We start from the raw sequence: 16,984 nt of genomic DNA on the forward strand, positions 1-16,984 counted from the left end.
GTGCTGATCCAGTCAACCCACCGGCCATCACACTTACGGTGATCCCCTAACACCTTCCTCAAAGCCTTGCAGCACGTTCACAGCGTTCACACCCACCTCAGCCACGGCATAACCGCCCTCAAACACCAACACCGTTGGCAGACCCATTTGAGCCAGATCGGCCCCCACCTTCAGGTAATCCTCACTGCGCAACCTGAAGCCCGAAATCGGATCACCCTCAAAGGTGTCCATGCCCAGTGACACCACCAGGGCCTGCGCACCGAAGCGGCCAATGTCACGCAAGGCCTGCGCCAGCGCCTCGCGCCAGGTGACAAAGTCCGAACCCCGTGGCAGTGGCAGGTTGCGGTTAAAACCCAGACCCGCCCCAGCCCCCAGCTCGTCGGCATAGCCCAGAAAGAACGGGTACTCGGTGTGCGGATCACCATGGATGCTGGTGAAGTACACATCAGCGCGCTCATAAAAAATGGCCTGCGTGCCATTGCCGTGGTGGTAGTCAATGTCCAGCACCGCCACCCGCTCAGCGCCCTGATCCCGCAAGGCTTGTGCCGCCAGGGCGGCATTGTTCAGGAAACAATACCCACCCAAAAAGTCGGCCCCGGCGTGGTGACCCGGTGGGCGCGTCAGGGCAAAGGCAGACCGTGCGCCCTGTGCCACAACTTGCGCCGCACTCAAGGCGCAGTTGGCACCGGCACGTGCAGCCACCCAGGTGCCCGAGGTCAGGGGCGAGCCTGCATCCATGGAAAACAGACCCATACGGGCGGCAAAGTTGGCAGGCAGCACGTCACTGCGCAGCGTACGCACCGGCCAGACCGAAGGCAGCGCGTCACGCTGGGCGTTGGCCGGGTCCAGCGCCACCCACTCGTCCCAGGCATGCGCCAGAAAGTCCAGATAGCGTGGGCTGTGGATACGCGCCAGCACGGCATCGTCAAAACCCTGGGGCGCGTGCACCGTGCCAAAGTGTCGGCGCTGCAACTCGGCCAGCACATGGTCGGCACGGGCTGGCACCTCAAAACACGGCACCAGTTCGCCGCGAAACATTTCAAGCTTGCCCTGGTGTTGGGCGTGGAGATGGTTGTAAAAGGTGATCACGTTGAACGGAAATAAGTAGGGCTGCGAGGCCTACAGTATGCCGTCCAACTGAATTTTCCAAACCAGCCCATGCCCCTTTTGAACCAGGCCAGCGTTTGTGCCGGAACACCTGTGTGGCTTGGCGAAGCCCAGGCTTGCAGCAACTGGAATTGGGTTACCGGTTCAGCACTGAGCCACAGCGTTGCGTTGACAGGCACCGTCCAGGTGGCTCCGGTTTGCAGCCAAACATCATCCGTTTGGCCTTGCTGCGTCAGCCACAGGCGGCCCGACGTGACACGAATCACAGAACCCGCCTTGAGCTTGATCACAACAACACGCGGGGAACTCCATTCAAAACTCTCGACTTGGTGCATCGGGGACTCCTTTCTGGCCTGGGCCAACGGGCATTGCGAACTTGCTTTTGCCATGGCCAAAAATGTAAACTGAGCACCATGACAGTTCCAGTACAGTTTTACTGTTAGTTGTTAAAACTGGCCTGGTTGAATGACCCATACAATTTTCTTTTCATGACAGCAAGTATTCAACGCGAAGCCGGTCTGACCCTGGTAGATCAACTCGTTCAGTGGGTCGAACGGCGAATCCGGGATCAGGTTTTCCGACCCGGCATGCGTATGCCATCGGTACGCCAGTTGGCCACGGAGCGTGCCGTCTCCCGCTTCACGGTGGTCGAGGCTTACGAGCGGCTGGTGGCACGCGGGCATTTGCAGGCACGCCGTGGCTCCGGTTTTTTTGTGCGCGAACCCAGTGTCCCACCTGCCAAGCGCACCAAGACCGCACCCGCGCGCACCCAAACCATCGACATGGGCTGGCTGATACGCAACATGCAAAGCGGCATCCCGGCCGACATGTCGCCCGGCTTTGGTTACCTGCCGCCTGCGCTGTGTGGCGGTGAACTGATCAAGCAGGGGCTACGCGCGCTGGGCAACACACCGGGCTTGCAGCTGTCCCATGCCGCACTGGCGCAAGGGTATGCCCCTTTGCGCGAACAGCTCACACGCAAGCTGGCTGAGATGGACATTGCCGCCACACCGGCGCAGATCCTCACCACCTCGGGAGCCACACAAGCGGTGGATCTGATTGCCCGCAAGTTTCTGAACCCCGGTGACAGCGTCATCGTGGGTGATCCGGCCTGGTCTGCACAATTGGGGGCGCTGGCCATGATGGGGCTCAAGCTGGTCAGCCTCCCCTACACCCAACAAGGGCCGGACATCCAAGCGCTGGCCGAGCTGGCCGCCAGTTGCAAGCCCAAAATGCTGATCCTGCACACCGTGTTGCACAACCCCACCAGCACCGTGCTCAGCCCGGCTGCAGCCTACCAAATATTGCGCATTGCCGAAGCGCATGACATGCGCATTGTGGAAGACGACATCTACGCCGATTTCCTGCCCAGCGGCGTACCAGCCGCCCGCCTGGCCAGCCTGGATCAGTTGAAGCGGGTGATTTACCTGGCCAGTTTTTCCAAGATGCTGGTGCCCAACATCCGGGTCGGGTATTTGGCCACCACACCGGAGATGGCCGAATCTCTGGCCAGTCAGAAACTGCTGACATCACTGGCCACCCCCGAAATCAATGAACGCATCGTGCACCGAATCCTCACCGAAGGCAGTTACCGCAAACACTGCCAACGGGTACAGACGGCGCTGGATGCCTTGCGTGAACCCACCTTCCTGCGCATGGAAGCCATGGGCATGCGTGCGTTCTGCCGCCCGCAAGCCGGCTTCATCGGCTGGTTTGATACCGGGGTGGACACCATCACACTCGCCGCACTGGCGCTGGAAGCCGGCTACCTGCTGGCCCCAGGTGCCTTGTTCTCGCCCACGCAAGCCAGCAGCACCTGGCTGCGCATGAACATCGCCACCAGCCAGAACCCGGACATGCTCAAGTGGCTGGACAAAACCCTGACGCAATTGCGACGGAAACAGGGAACCGTTTGACGCTGAAAATTTGCAGTCTTTTGCGATGCGGACCTGAATCTGCCATGCCATCGAGTACCGTGGCATTGGCTATTTTTGTGTGAGGCAAACCAAGACGGCCAGCACCAGCCTGGTACTGCACACCTTCGTCTTGTACACCCATGGTTTGCATAGAAATCGAGCTGCAGGGCTTATCAAAACTTCGCAAACAGCTCTCATATCCATAGTGCATACGTTCATCAGCATTGACATCAAAGGCAACCAGACCACGCAGGCCTTTGGTCAGGTTCATGCATACCTCGGCTTTATCAAAAACCGGTATCGGCAAAGCTCACACCAGCGCCTGCGCCGTGCGCCCCTCTTCACTTCTTCCCCTGCGGCATCGTCAGGTCGGGATACCCACTGGCGCGAAGAAACGCCAGAACCGTGGCTCGCCAGACATCGGGTGCGTTGGAAAACAGCCCGTGCCCGTCTTTGCCGTTGGGCGGAAAAAGCACAAACTCACCCACACCGCCCTTTTCCTTGAAGGCATCAAACCATTCACGCGGGTACTTGGCGCCCATCCATTGATCGTTTTCGGTATAAATCCACAGTGTGGGTATGCGTGCAGTCTTGCCATAGTCGGCAAACAGGTCTTTGAGAGCCCAGGGTGAGCAGGGCTCTTGGGGCATGGTTTCGGCGTTGCCGCCACCGCCACCCGCAAAGTTGATGCTGGCTTGCACACCAGTCGGGTTTTTGGCCGCCAAGGTGATCGCGGTGGTGCCACCAAAAGACTGACCAATGATGATGCTGCGGTCTTTCGCCACATCCGGGCGTTGATGCACCTGTTGCAGCACCTGCTGGGTTTGTACCGCTGCGGCTTCGTAGACCGGAGGGTAGTTTTTCCTGTGACACGAGCCGGAGTCCTCTACATCTTCACCCCCGGTCACACCATAGCCCACCCGGGTTGGCACCACCACCAAAAAGCCGAGCTGCGCCAGCCAGCGGGCATGGGTCCCATATGTGGCCCGGCCAAATGCCGCGCGTTGCTCAGCTTTGGCGGAACGACCATGGTTGATCACCGCCACGGGGTAAGGCGTGGGGGCAGTGCCCTCATGAAAAAGAGTGACAACAATGTCTTGTTGACTCTCTTTGCCATAACTGTTGCTCACCTGGACGGGGATCTTGATGACCTCTTCGATCAGCTTGGCTTGGGCCAGCGGCATCGTGACGGCGCTGGCGAGAAAAGCCACACCCATGGCTATGCGTGCTGAAAAATGCGCTGGCAACGGGCAGAACCATTGGGAAGAATGAAAAGCGCTGGTGTGCATGTGGATGGTCTTCATGGTGTGTTGTTGGGGGCTGTTGAAGGGCTATTGGAATTGGGCAATGGCACCAAGACTGAACCGCAAGAAGAAGGCGAGGACAACAGCCGTGGTGTTGGATCTCATGCCATGGGTTCCATGGTTGGACTTATGGTGTCAGACAAGGCAGCAACTGCAAGCCAGGAATGACTTTACCCCGTTTCTGGATGACTTTGAGATGCGCACCCAGCGCAGCTTGGGTTACGCTTGTCACCTCACCGCTGAAGGATGTGCCATGAAAAAAACCGAACTTCCCCTTGCCTGCCCATGCTGATCGAAACCCTGGGTGCCGCACGCGACATGGGTCGCCTGAACGAAATTGTGGGGGTGCTGGTTCGCCATGGTTTTGGCGACAGCGTGCGCCGCCTCGGGCTGGCCGACCGGCTGGAGCGTGCCGGCCATGCCATCCACTGGGATCATGTGGCCGATCTGGCTCGCTTGGAGCCACCGGTGCAGGTGCGTTTGGCACTGGAAGAGCTCGGCCCGGCGTTTGTCAAGCTGGGGCAAATTCTGGCTGGGCGCGCCGACCTGTTTGGCCCCGAGTGGATTGCCGAATTTGAAAAACTCCACAGCCATGTACCTGCTGTGCCGCTCGAAATTTTGCTGCCCCAGTTGCGCGAGGATCTGGGCGGTGACACACACGAGGTGTTTGCCCGCTTTGACATGGAACCACTGGCAGCGGCCTCCATCGCCCAGGTGCATCGCGCACAGCTCAAGGACGGAACCGAGGTGATCGTGAAAATCCGCCGGCCCGGCATCACCGAGGTGATTGAGGCCGACCTGCGCCTGCTCAGCCGACTGGCTGCGCTGGCTGAAGCCGAGCTGCCTGCGCTCAAACCCTACCGGCCACAACTGTTGGTGCGCGAATTCGCCCGCTCCCTGCGCCGCGAACTGGACCTGGCCGCCGAATGCCGTCACGCCGAGCGTATTGCCGCCAACCTGGCGGAATTGCCCCACATTGTGATTCCGCGCGTCTACTGGACGCACACCCGTGAACGCGTGAATGTGCAGGACTTCATTGACGGCGTGGCCGGTGGTCAACTGGAGCGACTGACCACCGAGGCCGGCTTCGACCGCCGCCTGCTGGCCGAACGCGGGGCCCACGCCGTGCTGAAAATGATTGTGCAAGACGGCTTTTTCCATGCTGACCCGCACCCGGGCAACGTGTTTTACCTGAGCAACAACCGCGTGGCCTTCATCGACTTTGGCATGGTGGGCCGCCTGTCACAGCGCCGCCGCGAAGAGTTGCTGCAATTGCTGCTGGGCCTGGTGGAGCGCAACCCGCAAGCCGTGGCCGATGTCCTGCTGGACTGGACGGGTGACGACCACGGCGTGAATCTGGCGCAGCTTGAAACCGAAATCGAAACCTTTGTCGACCAATACCACGGCACACCGCTGGCACAGCTCAGCCTGGGTCAGATGCTCGGGGATGTCACAGCCATCCTGCGCGACCATCACCTGGGCCTGCCGTCTGACCTGGCCCTGCTGATCAAAGCCTTTATTTCGCTGGAAGGCATGGGCCGCGAACTGGACCCCGACTTTCACATGGCCACACAAGCCACCCCCTTGTTGCGAGAAGTTGTTCGCGCAGGCTACCAGCCCAAAGTGATCGCCATGCGCACCTGGAAAACGCTGCGTCGCGCCCTGGCGCTGGCCGAGCAACTGCCACACGATCTGTCCCGCCTGCTGCGTAATGCCCGCCGTGGACGGGTGCATGTGGGTATTGAACTGGCCCACCTCAAGCGGGTGGGTGACCAGATCGACCGGGCCGCCAACCGGCTGTCGATGGCGCTGGTGATTGCGGCGCTGATCATCGGCTCGTCCATCGTGATGAATGTGCAGGGTGGCCCCACCTTGCTGGGTCTGCCGGCTTTTGGCTTCATGGGTTTCCTGGGCGCGGTGCTGGGTGGCTTTTGGCTGGTGCGCTCAATCTGGCGCAGTAGCCACGGGCGCAGCGTGGAGGATGAAGACTGAGCCTATGGGCTTTCAGCTCCTCTTTTGTCGGCCTCTGAAACGGATGCCAATGCTACATTTTAAATAGCTACTTGCGCTTATTTAGCGGTCACTATAGCCCTTTTATTATTAAAAATCAGCACAACGAGTGGCACCAGGACGGCCAAACTGCCAATACCATGGGTTTTGGTGAAGCCCGGGGTGGCACACCGGTTCAACTGCCACGCATGGCCGCAAAAACAAGGCGGGGAACACGTTTTTGCCAATCGTGGAATACTGCCCACCCATCCACCGGTTTCCAACCACTCTTCAAGAGGCTTTTCCATGATCAAACGCAGTGCTCCCTTTGTTGCAGCCCTTCTGGTTTGTGCGTGTGCCGCTTACCCCACGGGTCCAAGTGCCACCGTGCAATTAACACCCACCCAAGGCAATGCCGTCACAGGCACCGTCAGTTTTACCCAGCAGGCGAACGCCGTCCTGGTGGCCGGAGAAGTACGTGGACTGACCCCCAACACCGAACATGGTTTTCACATCCATGACAAGGGTGATTGTTCCAGCGGCGACGGCCTGAGCGCTGGCGGCCATTTCAACCCCACGGGTACTGCGCATGGTGCTCATGAAAGCAACCATCATCATGCTGGCGACTTGGTAAGTCTGAAGGCCGATGCCAGTGGTGTGGCACGTTTCAGCTACACCTCCACCGGCATCACTGTGGGTGATGGCAGCACCAATGTGATTGGCCGTGGCTTGATTGTTCACCGCGATGCGGACGACTTCAAAACCCAGCCGACGGGCAATTCCGGCCCGCGTATGGCCTGTGGTGTCATTACCAAGAGTTAAAGAGTGATGGAGATCATGCCGATCCATGACATCCTCCACTTCTGGTTTGAAGAGTTGACTGACAGACAACACTTCCTCAAAGACCCGGAACTTGATGTGTCCATGCGTAAGCGCTTTGGCGATACGCTGGAAGCCGCGACACGTGCTGAGCTGTTTTCATGGCGATCCACACCGTCAGGCCGATTGGCAGAGATCGTGGTGCTGGACCAGTTCTCACGCAACATTTTTCGCGACACCCCCCGCGCCTTTGCCCAAGACACGCTGGCACTGGTTCTGGCACAGGAACTGGTGGCCAGCGGCCTGGACCAAAGCCTGCCGCTTAAACAACGCAGCTTCGCCTACATGCCTTACATGCACAGCGAGTCATTGCTGATTCACACCCAGGCGGTGGCGCTGTTTTCGCAACCCGGCATGGAAACCAACCTGGACTTTGAGCTGCGCCACAAGGCCATCATTGAACGTTTTGGCCGTTACCCCCACCGCAACCAGATTCTGGATCGGGCTTCCAGCGCCCTGGAAATCGCCTTTTTAAGCGAACCTGGGTCATCGTTTTAGCGCAGACCCGCCATCATCAAGTGGTTTTTTTCCTCTTGATGCCAGACAAAAGGCTGCTTGTTGACGATCTGCACCAAACCTTGACACATTCATCATTACACTGATGCCCATGTATTCGAGCCTACGCAAGCTGTTTTGATGACAAGTCCGCAATGGTTTTTGTTGATTGGGGCCTTGCTGCTGGCTCGGGGTCTGACGGCCACACTGGTGCAGCGCTCGCCGGTCACGGCAGCCATCATTTATCTGACCTTTGGTTTTCTGGTGGGCCCCAGTGTGCTCAACCTGTTCCATTTCAACCCGCTCAAGGAATCGGCACTGCTGGAGGCACTGACTGAAGTCGCTGTGCTGATTTCGTTGTTCTCAGCGGGGGTCAAAATGCCGGTGCCATTTTCCTTGGCGAAGTGGCGTGCCCCCCTGCTGTTGGCCACTGCATCGATGGGTATCACGGTAGCACTGGTTGCAGCGTTCGCGTATTTCCTGCTGGATTTGCCACTTGGCGCGGGTGTGCTGTTAGGTGCCATCGTGGCACCCACCGACCCGGTACTGGCCACTGATGTGCAAATTCGCCATCCCGGTGACCGTGACTTGTTGCGTTTTACCCTGACCTGTGAGGCCGGCATGAACGATGGCAGTGCCTTCCCGTTCGTCATGCTGGGCCTCGGATTGCTGGGTTTGCATGACCTGGGTCACCTTGGTTTTCACTGGCTGATGGTGGAAGTGGTGTGGGCCACGCTTGGTGCATTGGCCATTGGAGTGGCGGCTGGCATGGCACTGGCCTGGCTGGGTTGGATGCTGCGGCGTGAGCCCTACAAGCACCAGCTGATGGATGACTTTCTGGGGTTGGGCCTGATTGGGGTCGTTTACGGCCTGTGTGTCATGGTCGACGCATGGGGATTTTTGGCGGTTTTTTTTGCTGCAGTAGCTTTGCGTCAAACCGAGTTAAAACTGACCAAAACCACCCGTCCAGCCTCAGAGGATGAGCCATTGCCCACGGTCAGTGAAGGTGCTCTGGTCTTCAAGGAACATCTGGAGCGCCTTTCAGAAGTACTTCTGATTCTGCTGATCGGCGGCACCTTGTTTCTCAACTCATGGACCTGGGAGGCCGTCGGCCTGGCACTGTTTTTGTTCGCAGTGGTGCGCCCGGTCAGTGTGTTGATTGGTTTGATGGGAACGGCTACCCCCTGGCGGATTCGAGGTCTGGCAGGCTGGTTTGGTGTTCGGGGTGTCGGTTCACTCTATTACCTGATGTACGCCATTCAGCACGATTTACCCGAATCGCTGGCACTGCGATTGATTCAGCTCACGCTGATTGTGGTGACGCTGTCCATTCTGCTGCACGGCATCAGCGTCAAACCCCTGATGGGCATGTTCTGGCGACGTGACAAACCACGGGAGCCTGCAGCACCCCTGGCCAACGAAGAAAACCCTACCAAGCGAAGCACTTGATTTGCTATTTTTAGCATAGCTGCATACGCTTGTATTCCAAGGACTACAGCCACTTTTTAATAGAAAAAGTGGCATCTTCCCACCAAAAGCTCGTATTCACCGCCCCATCTCTACGTGCTGGTTAGACTGTTTTGTCAAAATAAAAGAAACTTGCTATCGTAAATATGCATTTACTTTCAATTTAATGAATAGTAAAGTATGTTTATGCGCACCACCAAAACCCAACAAGCCCAAAACCACCGCCTGCTGATCCGCACGGCGGTGGACCTGATGACCCAGCACGGGTTTGATGACACCACCATGAAACAGATCGCCCGCACGGCGGGGCTGGGTGATGCCACCATCTACAAATACTTTCCCACCAAAGAAAAACTGGTGCTGGCCTACTTTGAGCAAGCCATTGGTGATGCCCTCACCCGCATGGGCAAAACCAAGGGGCTGGCGAGTTTTGGCCTGCAAGAACGTATGCAGTTGCTGATGGACTGCGTGCTCGATGAATTGCTGGCGGACCGCGAATTTGTCGCCCTGGCCTACCAACTGGTCGGGCGTTTGCCGCTGTCGCTGCTCAGTGATGCGCTGCCTGGCAAAGCAGCGCTGCGAACCGCTTATGCCGAGATGCTGGAAGCGGCAGAAGCCTCTGGCGAGCTTGCGCCCTGCGGTTTCAAAGGCAGCCTGGCGGGTTTGCTGGCCGACTCGGTCTACGCCGTCATCAGCCACTGGCTGCGCGACAGCTCCGACCAATTTGCCAACACCACCCAGCTGGTCGACATGGGCCTGGGCGTGCTGGTGCTTGCGCTGCGCAGCGGCCTGATCGACAAGCTGTTGGAGCTGGGCGGCTTTGTGCTGCGCAGCCAGCTCACCCGCCTGCTGCAAGACGGCAACGGACTCACCGGCTTGATGCAACTGGCCCGCCAGGGTCTGCACAACGCCACCACCGCAAAACCCAAGGCCCAAGCATGAACGCCACCCAAATCACCCGGCAAGCCCTGCCCGAGCACAGCCACATTGCCAGCCAGACCCCTGGCGCAGACTTTGCCGACTGTTATTGTTTTGCCGACCCCTGCCCCGATGCCAGTGCCATGGAAACCTACCTGGTCGTGATGGGCAAAACGCCGCGTTGGATGGATTTTTTGATGGCCGTGCGCAACCACGCGGTGCGGCTGGTGGGCCTGAAACACCTGGGGGCCATGCACCTGCCGCCCAGCGCCCAACCCGCCAGCAGCTACAAGGTGGGTGAGCGCGTGGGCATCTTCAGCCTGATCCACCTGACGGCGGATGAGGTGATCGTCTGCGACGACGACAAGCATCTGCGGGTGCAGGTCTCGGTGTTCAAGCACCAAGAGCTAGGCCAGCCGATGGTCTCGGTCAGCACCGTGGTGCACAACCACAACCGGCTGGGCCGCCTCTACATGGCGGTAGTGGGGCCGGTGCACCAGCTCATTGTGCCGATCATGCTCAAGCAGGTGTTGCATGCCCCAAGCGCCGCGCACCGGTAAGCTGGCCCGCAGCGCCGTGGTCGGCGTGGCGGTGGCGCGGGCAGGCGTGGCACAGCTGGCGCATTCGGCCCGGCAACGGGTACAAGCCACCCACAACACCGATGCGCATGACGAAGCGCTTGGCCGCATTGCGTTTCAAGCACTCAACCAGCTCAAAGGGGTGGCGCTGAAAGCCTCGCAACTGCTGAGTATGGACATCGGCCTGCTGCCCGAAGCCATGCGCCAGCAACTGGCGCGCGCCCACTACCAGGCCACGCCGCTGAACCGGGCGCTGGTGCTCAAGCTGCTGCGCCAGGAGTTGGGCCAGGGGCCGGACGACTTGTTTGCCCACTTCGAGCCCCAGGCCTTTGCCGCCGCCAGCCTGGGCCAGGTGCACGCCGCCACCCTGCACACCGGGGAAGCAGTGGCCGTCAAGCTGCAATACCCCGGCATGGCGGCCACCATGCAAAGCGATTTGCAGTTGCTGCGCCTGCTGCTCACTACCCTGGGCCAGCACAGCGCCGCCATGCCCAGCCCACAGGTGCTGGAACGCACCCTGGCCGACATCAGCACCACCCTGGCGCAAGAGCTGGACTATGTGCAAGAGGCCCGCCAGTTGCAGTGGTTTGCCCGGCATCTGTCCAACCCCTTGCTGGTGCTGCCGCAGCCGGTGCCCAGCCACAGCACAGCGCGGGTGCTCACCATGCACAAGCTGGACGGCCTGCACCTGGAGACCTGGCTGGCCACCCACCCGAGCCAGGCCGAGCGCGACCACTACGGCCAGTTGCTGTTTGACTTGTTTCTGCACAGCAGTTTTGGCCTGCAACACCTGCAAACCGACCCGCATCCCGGCAACTTTTTGTTCATGCCCGGCGGTCGGCTCGGACTGCTTGACTTTGGCTGTACCCGCACGCTCGACCAAGCGTTTTGCCGCCACCTGGCCCAAGCTTGGTGCGCCGTGTTACGCCGCCCCAAAGACACCGCCGCGCTGCAAACCGCTTACAGCCAGCTTGGCCTGATCGACCCGGCCATGAGCGAGGCGGTGTTTCTTACCGAGCTGCTGCCTGCGCTACAAGCCATGCAAGACTGGCAATGCCTGCCGTTTCGCAGCCCGGTGTATGACTTTGGCCAGCTCCCCCTGCCGCCGCGCCCAGGTGCAGAGCATCGCCAAGTGATGAGACACCTGCAAGCCGTGCCGCCCGACCTGCCCTACTTTGACCGGGCGCATCTGGGACTGGTTCAGATGCTGCGCAGCATGGGGGCACGGGTGCACACCGGCAACGCCTGGATTTTTTAGCCCACACTCCTGGCACATCTGTACTTGCTCAGAGGCACTTGGTCGCTCAATATGCGAACAAACAAGCTTCTAGCGCCTGTCTGGATTACGTAAGAAGCTACATATTTTATAGCATTTACAGTGCCATAGGCGTACAAATCTCCACCAGAAATCCATCCAGATCCGCCACATAGGCCACGGTCTGGCCCCAGGGCATCTGCTCGGGTGGCTGCATCAGCGGTGCGCCTGCGGCCACAGCACGTGCCACGGCGGCGGCCACGTCGTCGGTGGTGAAAGCAATCTCAAAACTCGGGGCCTTGGCATTGGCGGGCTTGGGGTTTTTCTGCAACTCGGTCATTAGCTTGCGCGAGGAAAACGCCAAGCTGGTGCTGCCGGTGTCGAGCTCGCCAAAATCGCCGCTGTCGTGCAGAAATTTAACCGTCTGACCAAACGCTTGAGCATAAAAGTCCAGGCTACGCCGGACATCTTCAACATACAAAATGGTGTAACCCAGTTTCATGTGTACTCCTTCTCAGAAAAATGACGGATCAAAACGATACCTTAACAACAAACCCATGTATTGAGTAAATCCGACAGCTCACGCCATGGCTCATCCGCTCGCAGCACCAACCCTTACAGCCCAGCCTAGAATAAAACAACCGCTCTGCCGAAAGCCCCCGCATGTCCACCCCCCTGATCCGTCGCCTCTTGCTGATTTTGATCGTTGTCTGCCTTCTGGGCACAGGCATCTGGTGGTTCAAGCGTCCCAAGCCTGTGGCGGTTGTGCTCGCCACCATTGAACAGGGCCGGGTCGAGTCCAGCATTGCCAACACCCGCGCTGGCACGGTAGAAGCCTGTCTGCGCACCAAGCTCTCAACCACCATCGGTGGACGTATTGAGGTGCTGGCCGTTAAAGAAGGTGACAAGGTGAAAAAAGGCCAATTGCTGATGAAGCTGTGGAATGACGACCAGCAAGCCCAAAGTGCACTGGCCCTGACCCAGGTCGATACCGCCCGCCAACGTGTCACCGAGGCCTGCACCGTGGCAGCCAATGCCGAGCGCGAAGCGGCACGACAGGAATCCCTGTTCAAGCAAGGTTTTGTCTCAGGCTCGCGTGACGAGCAGGCCCGTGCCGATGCCCAGGCGCGGCGCGCTGGCTGCGATGCGGCCAAGGCCGATGTGGTGCAAACCCTGGCCCGCGTCAAAACCACCCGCGTCGAGCAACACCGCACCGTGCTGTACGCCCCCTTTGCCGGTACGGTGGCCAAGATTGTGGGTGAGGTCGGTGAGTACGCCACCCCTTCCCCACCCGGCGTACCAACCCCACCGGCGATTGACCTGATTGACGACAGTTGCCTGTATGTACGTGCGCCGATGGACGAGGTCGATGCCCCCAAGATGAGCGCCGGGCAGACCGTGCGCATCAGCTTTGATGCGCTACCCAAGCAATCTTTCCCCGGCAAGGTCAAGCGTGTCGCCCCCTATGTGTCAGCTGTTGAAAAACAGGCCCGCACGGTGGACATTGAAGCCACCCTCGATCCTGACCAAACCCAGCCCCACCTGCTGGTGGGCTACAGCGCCGACGTGGAAGTGGTGCTGGCGGTGCGTGAGCAGGTGGTGCGCGTGCCCACCTCGGCCTTGCAGGAAGGTGGCCGCGTGCTGCTGGCCGGGGCTGATGGCACGCTGCAACAGCGTCAGCTCAAAACCGGCCTGGCGAACTGGGAATTCACCGAGGTACTGGAAGGCCTGGTGGTGGGTGACCGGGTGGTGACCTCGCTGGATCGCGAGGGGGTCAAAGCCGGCATCGCCTTTGTGGCTGACGACAAAACCGCCAAATGAGCGCCGCGCAAATTGAACTGTCTGGCATTGAGCGGGTCTTTCACCTGGGCGACTCCGAAGTGCATGCGCTGCGCAACCTGAATCTGTCGATCACAGCTGGTGAGTATGTGGCGGTGATGGGACCGTCAGGCTCGGGCAAATCCACCCTGCTCAATCTGCTGGGCTTGCTGGATCGGCCCAACACCGGCATCTACCGGCTGGAAGGGCGTGACGTGACCACGCTCTCGCCCGACGAACAAGCCCAGGTGCGCAGCCAGCGCATCGGCTTTGTGTTCCAGAGTTTTCACCTGGTGCCGCGCCTGAGCGCCGCCGAGAACATTGCCCTGCCGATGGTGCTGGCCGGTCTGGCTCCGGCCCAACGCGAGGTGCGGGTGCAACAAGCCCTGAAAGACTACGGCCTGGAACACCGCGCCAACCACCGGCCCGATGAACTCTCTGGCGGGCAGCGCCAGCGGGTGGCCATTGCCCGCGCCACCATCATGCAACCAGCGATGATTCTGGCAGACGAACCCACCGGCAACCTGGATCGCGCCACCGGCGAAGAGGTGATTCACCTGCTGGAAGGCCTCAACACCCGGGGCGTGACCCTGATCATGGTGACCCACGACAGCGCCCTGGGCGCACGCGCCCACCGCCAATTGATGATGGAAGACGGCGCACTGCAGCACGACCAGTGCCACACCACCCCGCTCGCAGCGGCAACCACCCCATGCGCAGCACCGACCTGATTCGTTTTGCCCGTGAGGCGGCCACCGGCAACCCGCTGCGTGCCGCCTTGCTGGTGCTGGCCATGTCGATTGGCGTGGCCGCCGTGGTGGTGCTTACCGCGCTGGGTGACGGTGCGCGGCGCTATGTGATGAACGAATTCTCCAGCCTGGGCAGCAATCTGGTGATTGTGCTGCCCGGTCGCTCACAAACCGGCGGCTTCAACCCCGGCAATGCCATCACCAGCACCCCGCGAGACCTGAGTATTGACGATGCGCTGGCCCTGCAACGCGCCAGCGCCGTGCGCCGCCTGGCCCCGCTGACGGTGGGCACCTCGGAGATCAGTGTCGGGGGCAAATTACGCGAGGTGATGGTGGCCGGAACAGTCGCCGAGTACATCGCGGTGCGCCAGATGGCCATGGCGCAAGGACGTTTTTTGACGGCGGGTGACTGGCATCGGGGAGCCAGTGAAGCGGTGATTGGGGCCAAGGTGCGCGACGAACTGTTTGGCAGCGCCCCGGCTCTCGGCCAATTGGTGCGACTGGGTGACCGGCGTTTTCGCATTGTGGGGGTGCTGGCCCCCAGCGGCCAGGGTCTGAGCCTGAACACCGACGAACTGGTGTTTGTGCCGGTGTCACTGGCGCAAGCCATGTTCAACAGCAACACCTTGTTTCGTATTCTGGTGGAAGCCCATGGCCGCGAGTCGATCGAAGCCGCCAAAACCCAAGTGACCGAGATCATCAAATTGCGCCACGAAGGTGAGCAAGACGTGACCGTGATCACCCAAGACGCGGTGCTGGCCACCTTTGACCGCCTGCTGGGGGCATTAACCCTGGGCGTGGCCGGCATTGCCGCCATCAGCCTGGCGGTGGCCGGTATTCTGGTGATGAATGTGATGCTGGTGTCGGTCAGCCAACGCACCGCCGAGATTGGGCTGCTCAAGGCGTTGGGGGCCACGGGCGGCGGCATCCGGCTGATTTTTTTGACCGAAGCCAGCATGCTGTCGCTGGCTGGTGCGGTGATGGGCTACCTGCTGGGGCAACTGGCGGCGGCACTGATTCGCTGGCTCTACCCCACCTTTCCGGCCTACCCACCCGACTGGGCAGTGCTGGCCGGGCTCTCCACCGCCCTGGTGACCGGGATTTTGTTTGGCGTGCTGCCGGCACGCCGAGCGGCGCAACTCGACCCGGTGCAGGCGCTGTCCAAGCGTTGACCCCAGCGAACCACCATGCGCCTGCCTGATGCCATCCACCTCGCGCTGCGGGCCGTCACCGCGCAGCGCCTGCGCAGTTTTCTGACGCTGCTGGGCATTGCGGTGGGGATTGCGTCGGTGATTTTGCTGACCTCGATTGGCGAGGGTATTCACCGCTTTGTACTGGCCGAGTTCACCCAGTTTGGCACCAACATTGCCAGCATTTCACCGGGCAAGGTCAAGACCTCCGGGCCCGCACCCACGGGTATTCCCAGCTCAGTGCGGCCCCTGAGCCTGGACGATGCCCGTTCGCTGGCCCATCTGCCCCATGTGACGGGCATGACCGCCACGGTCTGGGGCAATACTGAAGTTGCCGCCAACGGCCGACTGCGCCGCACCACAGTCAACGGTGTCGGGGCCGACATGCTGAAGGTCTACAGCATCAAGGTCAAGATCGGCCAGTTTCTGCCCGACGAGGCGCTGGAAAACGCCCGCGCCTTCGTGGTGCTGGGCTCCAAACTCAAGAGCGAATTGTTTGGCAACAGCAACCCCTTGGGGGCACGGGTGCGCATCGGCAGTCTGCAGTTTCGGGTGATTGGTGTGCTGGAGGCCAAGGGCCAGTTCCTGGGGGTTGACCTGGACGATGCCGCCTACATTCCCACCGCCCGTGCGCTGGACTTGTACAACCGCGACGGCATGATGAAGATCGACCTGGCGTATGAAGAAGGCATTCCGGCGGCACGCATCGTGTCTGCCGTCAAAAGCACCCTCACCCTGCGCCACGGGCGTGAAGACTTCACCATCACAACGCAAGAAGACATGCTGCGCACGCTGTCCAACATTCTGGACATTTTGACCATGGCGGTCGGCGCACTGGGCAGCATTTCGCTGCTGGTGGGAGGGGTCGGCATTGTGACCATCATGACCATTGCGGTGAGTGAACGCACTGGTGAAATCGGCCTGCTGGTGGCCCTGGGTGCACCGCGCAACACCATTCTCGGCCTGTTCCTGGGTGAAGCGGTCACCTTGTCGGCGATTGGCGGCCTGATGGGCCTGGCGCTGGGCTTTGGGCTGGCTCAGGTCATTCATCTGGCGGTGCCCGCCCTGCCGGTGCACACGCCATGGTTTTTTGTGCTGCTGGCCGAAGGCATTGCGGTACTGATCGGCCTGCTGGCAGGTGTGCTGCCAGCCCGCAGTGCCGCCCGGCTCAACCCGGTGGATGCGTTGCGTTCAGAGTAAATGACATCCTATGCACTCAGCGATGACCCATGCGCAAGGGAGCAGCGTTTGCCACCCCCCTTTCGAACAGTCTCCACGGCTCCTGATGGCCAAAAATCATCAGCGTAGAGGGCATCGAC

Annotated in this window: 17 protein-coding genes; 12 read left to right on the forward strand and 5 right to left on the reverse strand. The window is 60.3% G+C overall.

What is annotated here, in order from left to right; genetic code table 11:
• Positions 1 to 33: 33 nt before the first annotated feature.
• Positions 34 to 1,089 (reverse strand): histone deacetylase family protein, encoded by a 1,056-nt coding sequence (locus tag LDN84_RS15400; protein ID WP_223904322.1) that lies wholly within the window; start codon positions 1,087 to 1,089, stop codon positions 34 to 36.
• Positions 1,086 to 1,442 carry a DUF2917 domain-containing protein gene (locus tag LDN84_RS15405; RefSeq protein WP_223904323.1) on the reverse strand — a complete coding sequence of 119 codons (357 nt, stop codon included), beginning with the start codon at positions 1,440 to 1,442 and terminating at the stop codon, positions 1,086 to 1,088. Before LDN84_RS15405 ends, LDN84_RS15400 begins: the two co-directional genes overlap by 4 nt.
• A gap of 153 nt (positions 1,443 to 1,595) precedes the next feature.
• On the opposite strand from LDN84_RS15405, the gene LDN84_RS15410 reads away from it, so the two are divergent.
• A complete protein-coding gene (locus LDN84_RS15410; protein WP_223904324.1) occupies positions 1,596 to 3,023 on the forward strand; it encodes an aminotransferase-like domain-containing protein in 1,428 nt (475 codons plus the stop codon).
• Here the strand turns inward: LDN84_RS15410 and LDN84_RS15415 are convergent.
• Both LDN84_RS15415 and LDN84_RS15420 read right to left on the reverse strand, forming a co-directional pair.
• Positions 2,968 to 3,294, reverse strand: a complete 327-nt coding sequence (locus LDN84_RS15415; RefSeq protein ID WP_223904325.1) for a hypothetical protein — start codon at positions 3,292 to 3,294, stop codon at positions 2,968 to 2,970. The genes LDN84_RS15410 and LDN84_RS15415 overlap by 56 nt on opposite strands.
• A 70-nt stretch (positions 3,295 to 3,364) precedes the next feature.
• Positions 3,365 to 4,327, reverse strand: a complete 963-nt coding sequence (locus LDN84_RS15420; protein ID WP_223904326.1) for an alpha/beta hydrolase family protein — start codon at positions 4,325 to 4,327, stop codon at positions 3,365 to 3,367.
• Between the two features lie 285 nt (positions 4,328 to 4,612).
• On the opposite strand from LDN84_RS15420, the gene LDN84_RS15425 reads away from it, so the two are divergent.
• The 7 genes from LDN84_RS15425 (at position 4,613) to LDN84_RS15455 (ending at position 11,911) form a co-directional block, all read left to right on the forward strand.
• Positions 4,613 to 6,319, forward strand: a complete 1,707-nt coding sequence (locus LDN84_RS15425) for an ABC1 kinase family protein (protein WP_223904327.1) — start codon at positions 4,613 to 4,615, stop codon at positions 6,317 to 6,319.
• Between the two features lie 303 nt (positions 6,320 to 6,622).
• Complete coding sequence (locus tag LDN84_RS15430) at positions 6,623 to 7,138, forward strand: superoxide dismutase family protein (RefSeq protein ID WP_223904328.1); 516 nt, start codon at positions 6,623 to 6,625, stop codon at positions 7,136 to 7,138.
• 15 nt (positions 7,139 to 7,153) lie between these two features.
• Positions 7,154 to 7,693 (forward strand): DUF924 family protein, encoded by a 540-nt coding sequence (locus LDN84_RS15435; protein WP_223904329.1) that lies wholly within the window; start codon positions 7,154 to 7,156, stop codon positions 7,691 to 7,693.
• A 138-nt stretch (positions 7,694 to 7,831) separates the two neighbouring features.
• On the forward strand, positions 7,832 to 9,139 hold the full coding sequence (locus LDN84_RS15440; protein ID WP_223904330.1) for a cation:proton antiporter: 1,308 nt from the start codon (positions 7,832 to 7,834) through the stop codon (positions 9,137 to 9,139).
• Positions 9,140 to 9,343: 204 nt separating this feature from the next.
• The gene (locus tag LDN84_RS15445) at positions 9,344 to 10,099 is read left to right on the forward strand and encodes a TetR/AcrR family transcriptional regulator (protein ID WP_223904331.1); all 756 of its coding nucleotides are present in this window, start codon (positions 9,344 to 9,346) and stop codon (positions 10,097 to 10,099) included.
• Entirely contained in the window at positions 10,096 to 10,635 is a 540-nt protein-coding gene (locus LDN84_RS15450) for a DUF2867 domain-containing protein (protein WP_223904332.1), read from the forward strand. The genes LDN84_RS15445 and LDN84_RS15450 overlap by 4 nt, the downstream gene beginning before the upstream one ends.
• Positions 10,610 to 11,911 (forward strand): ABC1 kinase family protein, encoded by a 1,302-nt coding sequence (locus tag LDN84_RS15455; protein ID WP_223904333.1) that lies wholly within the window; start codon positions 10,610 to 10,612, stop codon positions 11,909 to 11,911. Before LDN84_RS15450 ends, LDN84_RS15455 begins: the two co-directional genes overlap by 26 nt.
• Before the next feature lie 115 nt (positions 11,912 to 12,026).
• Here LDN84_RS15455 and LDN84_RS15460 read toward each other — a convergent pair whose 3' ends face one another.
• A complete protein-coding gene (locus tag LDN84_RS15460; RefSeq protein WP_223904334.1) occupies positions 12,027 to 12,410 on the reverse strand; it encodes a VOC family protein in 384 nt (127 codons plus the stop codon).
• Between the two features lie 161 nt (positions 12,411 to 12,571).
• Here LDN84_RS15460 and LDN84_RS15465 point away from each other — a divergent pair, with 161 nt between their 5' ends.
• From LDN84_RS15465 to LDN84_RS15480, 4 genes are read left to right on the forward strand one after another with little or no spacing between them, the layout of a single operon-like run.
• Positions 12,572 to 13,729, forward strand: coding sequence for an efflux RND transporter periplasmic adaptor subunit (locus LDN84_RS15465; RefSeq protein WP_223904335.1), 1,158 nt, complete (start codon positions 12,572 to 12,574; stop codon positions 13,727 to 13,729).
• Entirely contained in the window at positions 13,726 to 14,457 is a 732-nt protein-coding gene (locus tag LDN84_RS15470; RefSeq protein WP_223904336.1) for an ABC transporter ATP-binding protein, read from the forward strand. Before LDN84_RS15465 ends, LDN84_RS15470 begins: the two co-directional genes overlap by 4 nt.
• Positions 14,439 to 15,647: an ABC transporter permease gene (locus LDN84_RS15475; RefSeq protein WP_223904337.1), complete on the forward strand. Its 1,209-nt coding sequence runs from the start codon at positions 14,439 to 14,441 to the stop codon at positions 15,645 to 15,647. Before LDN84_RS15470 ends, LDN84_RS15475 begins: the two co-directional genes overlap by 19 nt.
• 15 nt (positions 15,648 to 15,662) lie before the next feature.
• Positions 15,663 to 16,865: an ABC transporter permease gene (locus LDN84_RS15480; RefSeq protein WP_223904338.1), complete on the forward strand. Its 1,203-nt coding sequence runs from the start codon at positions 15,663 to 15,665 to the stop codon at positions 16,863 to 16,865.
• Positions 16,866 to 16,984: the final 119 nt, after the last annotated feature.

The sequence above is a fragment of the Rhodoferax lithotrophicus genome, assembly GCF_019973615.1.
GTDB classification, from domain to species: domain Bacteria; phylum Pseudomonadota; class Gammaproteobacteria; order Burkholderiales; family Burkholderiaceae_C; genus Rhodoferax; species Rhodoferax lithotrophicus.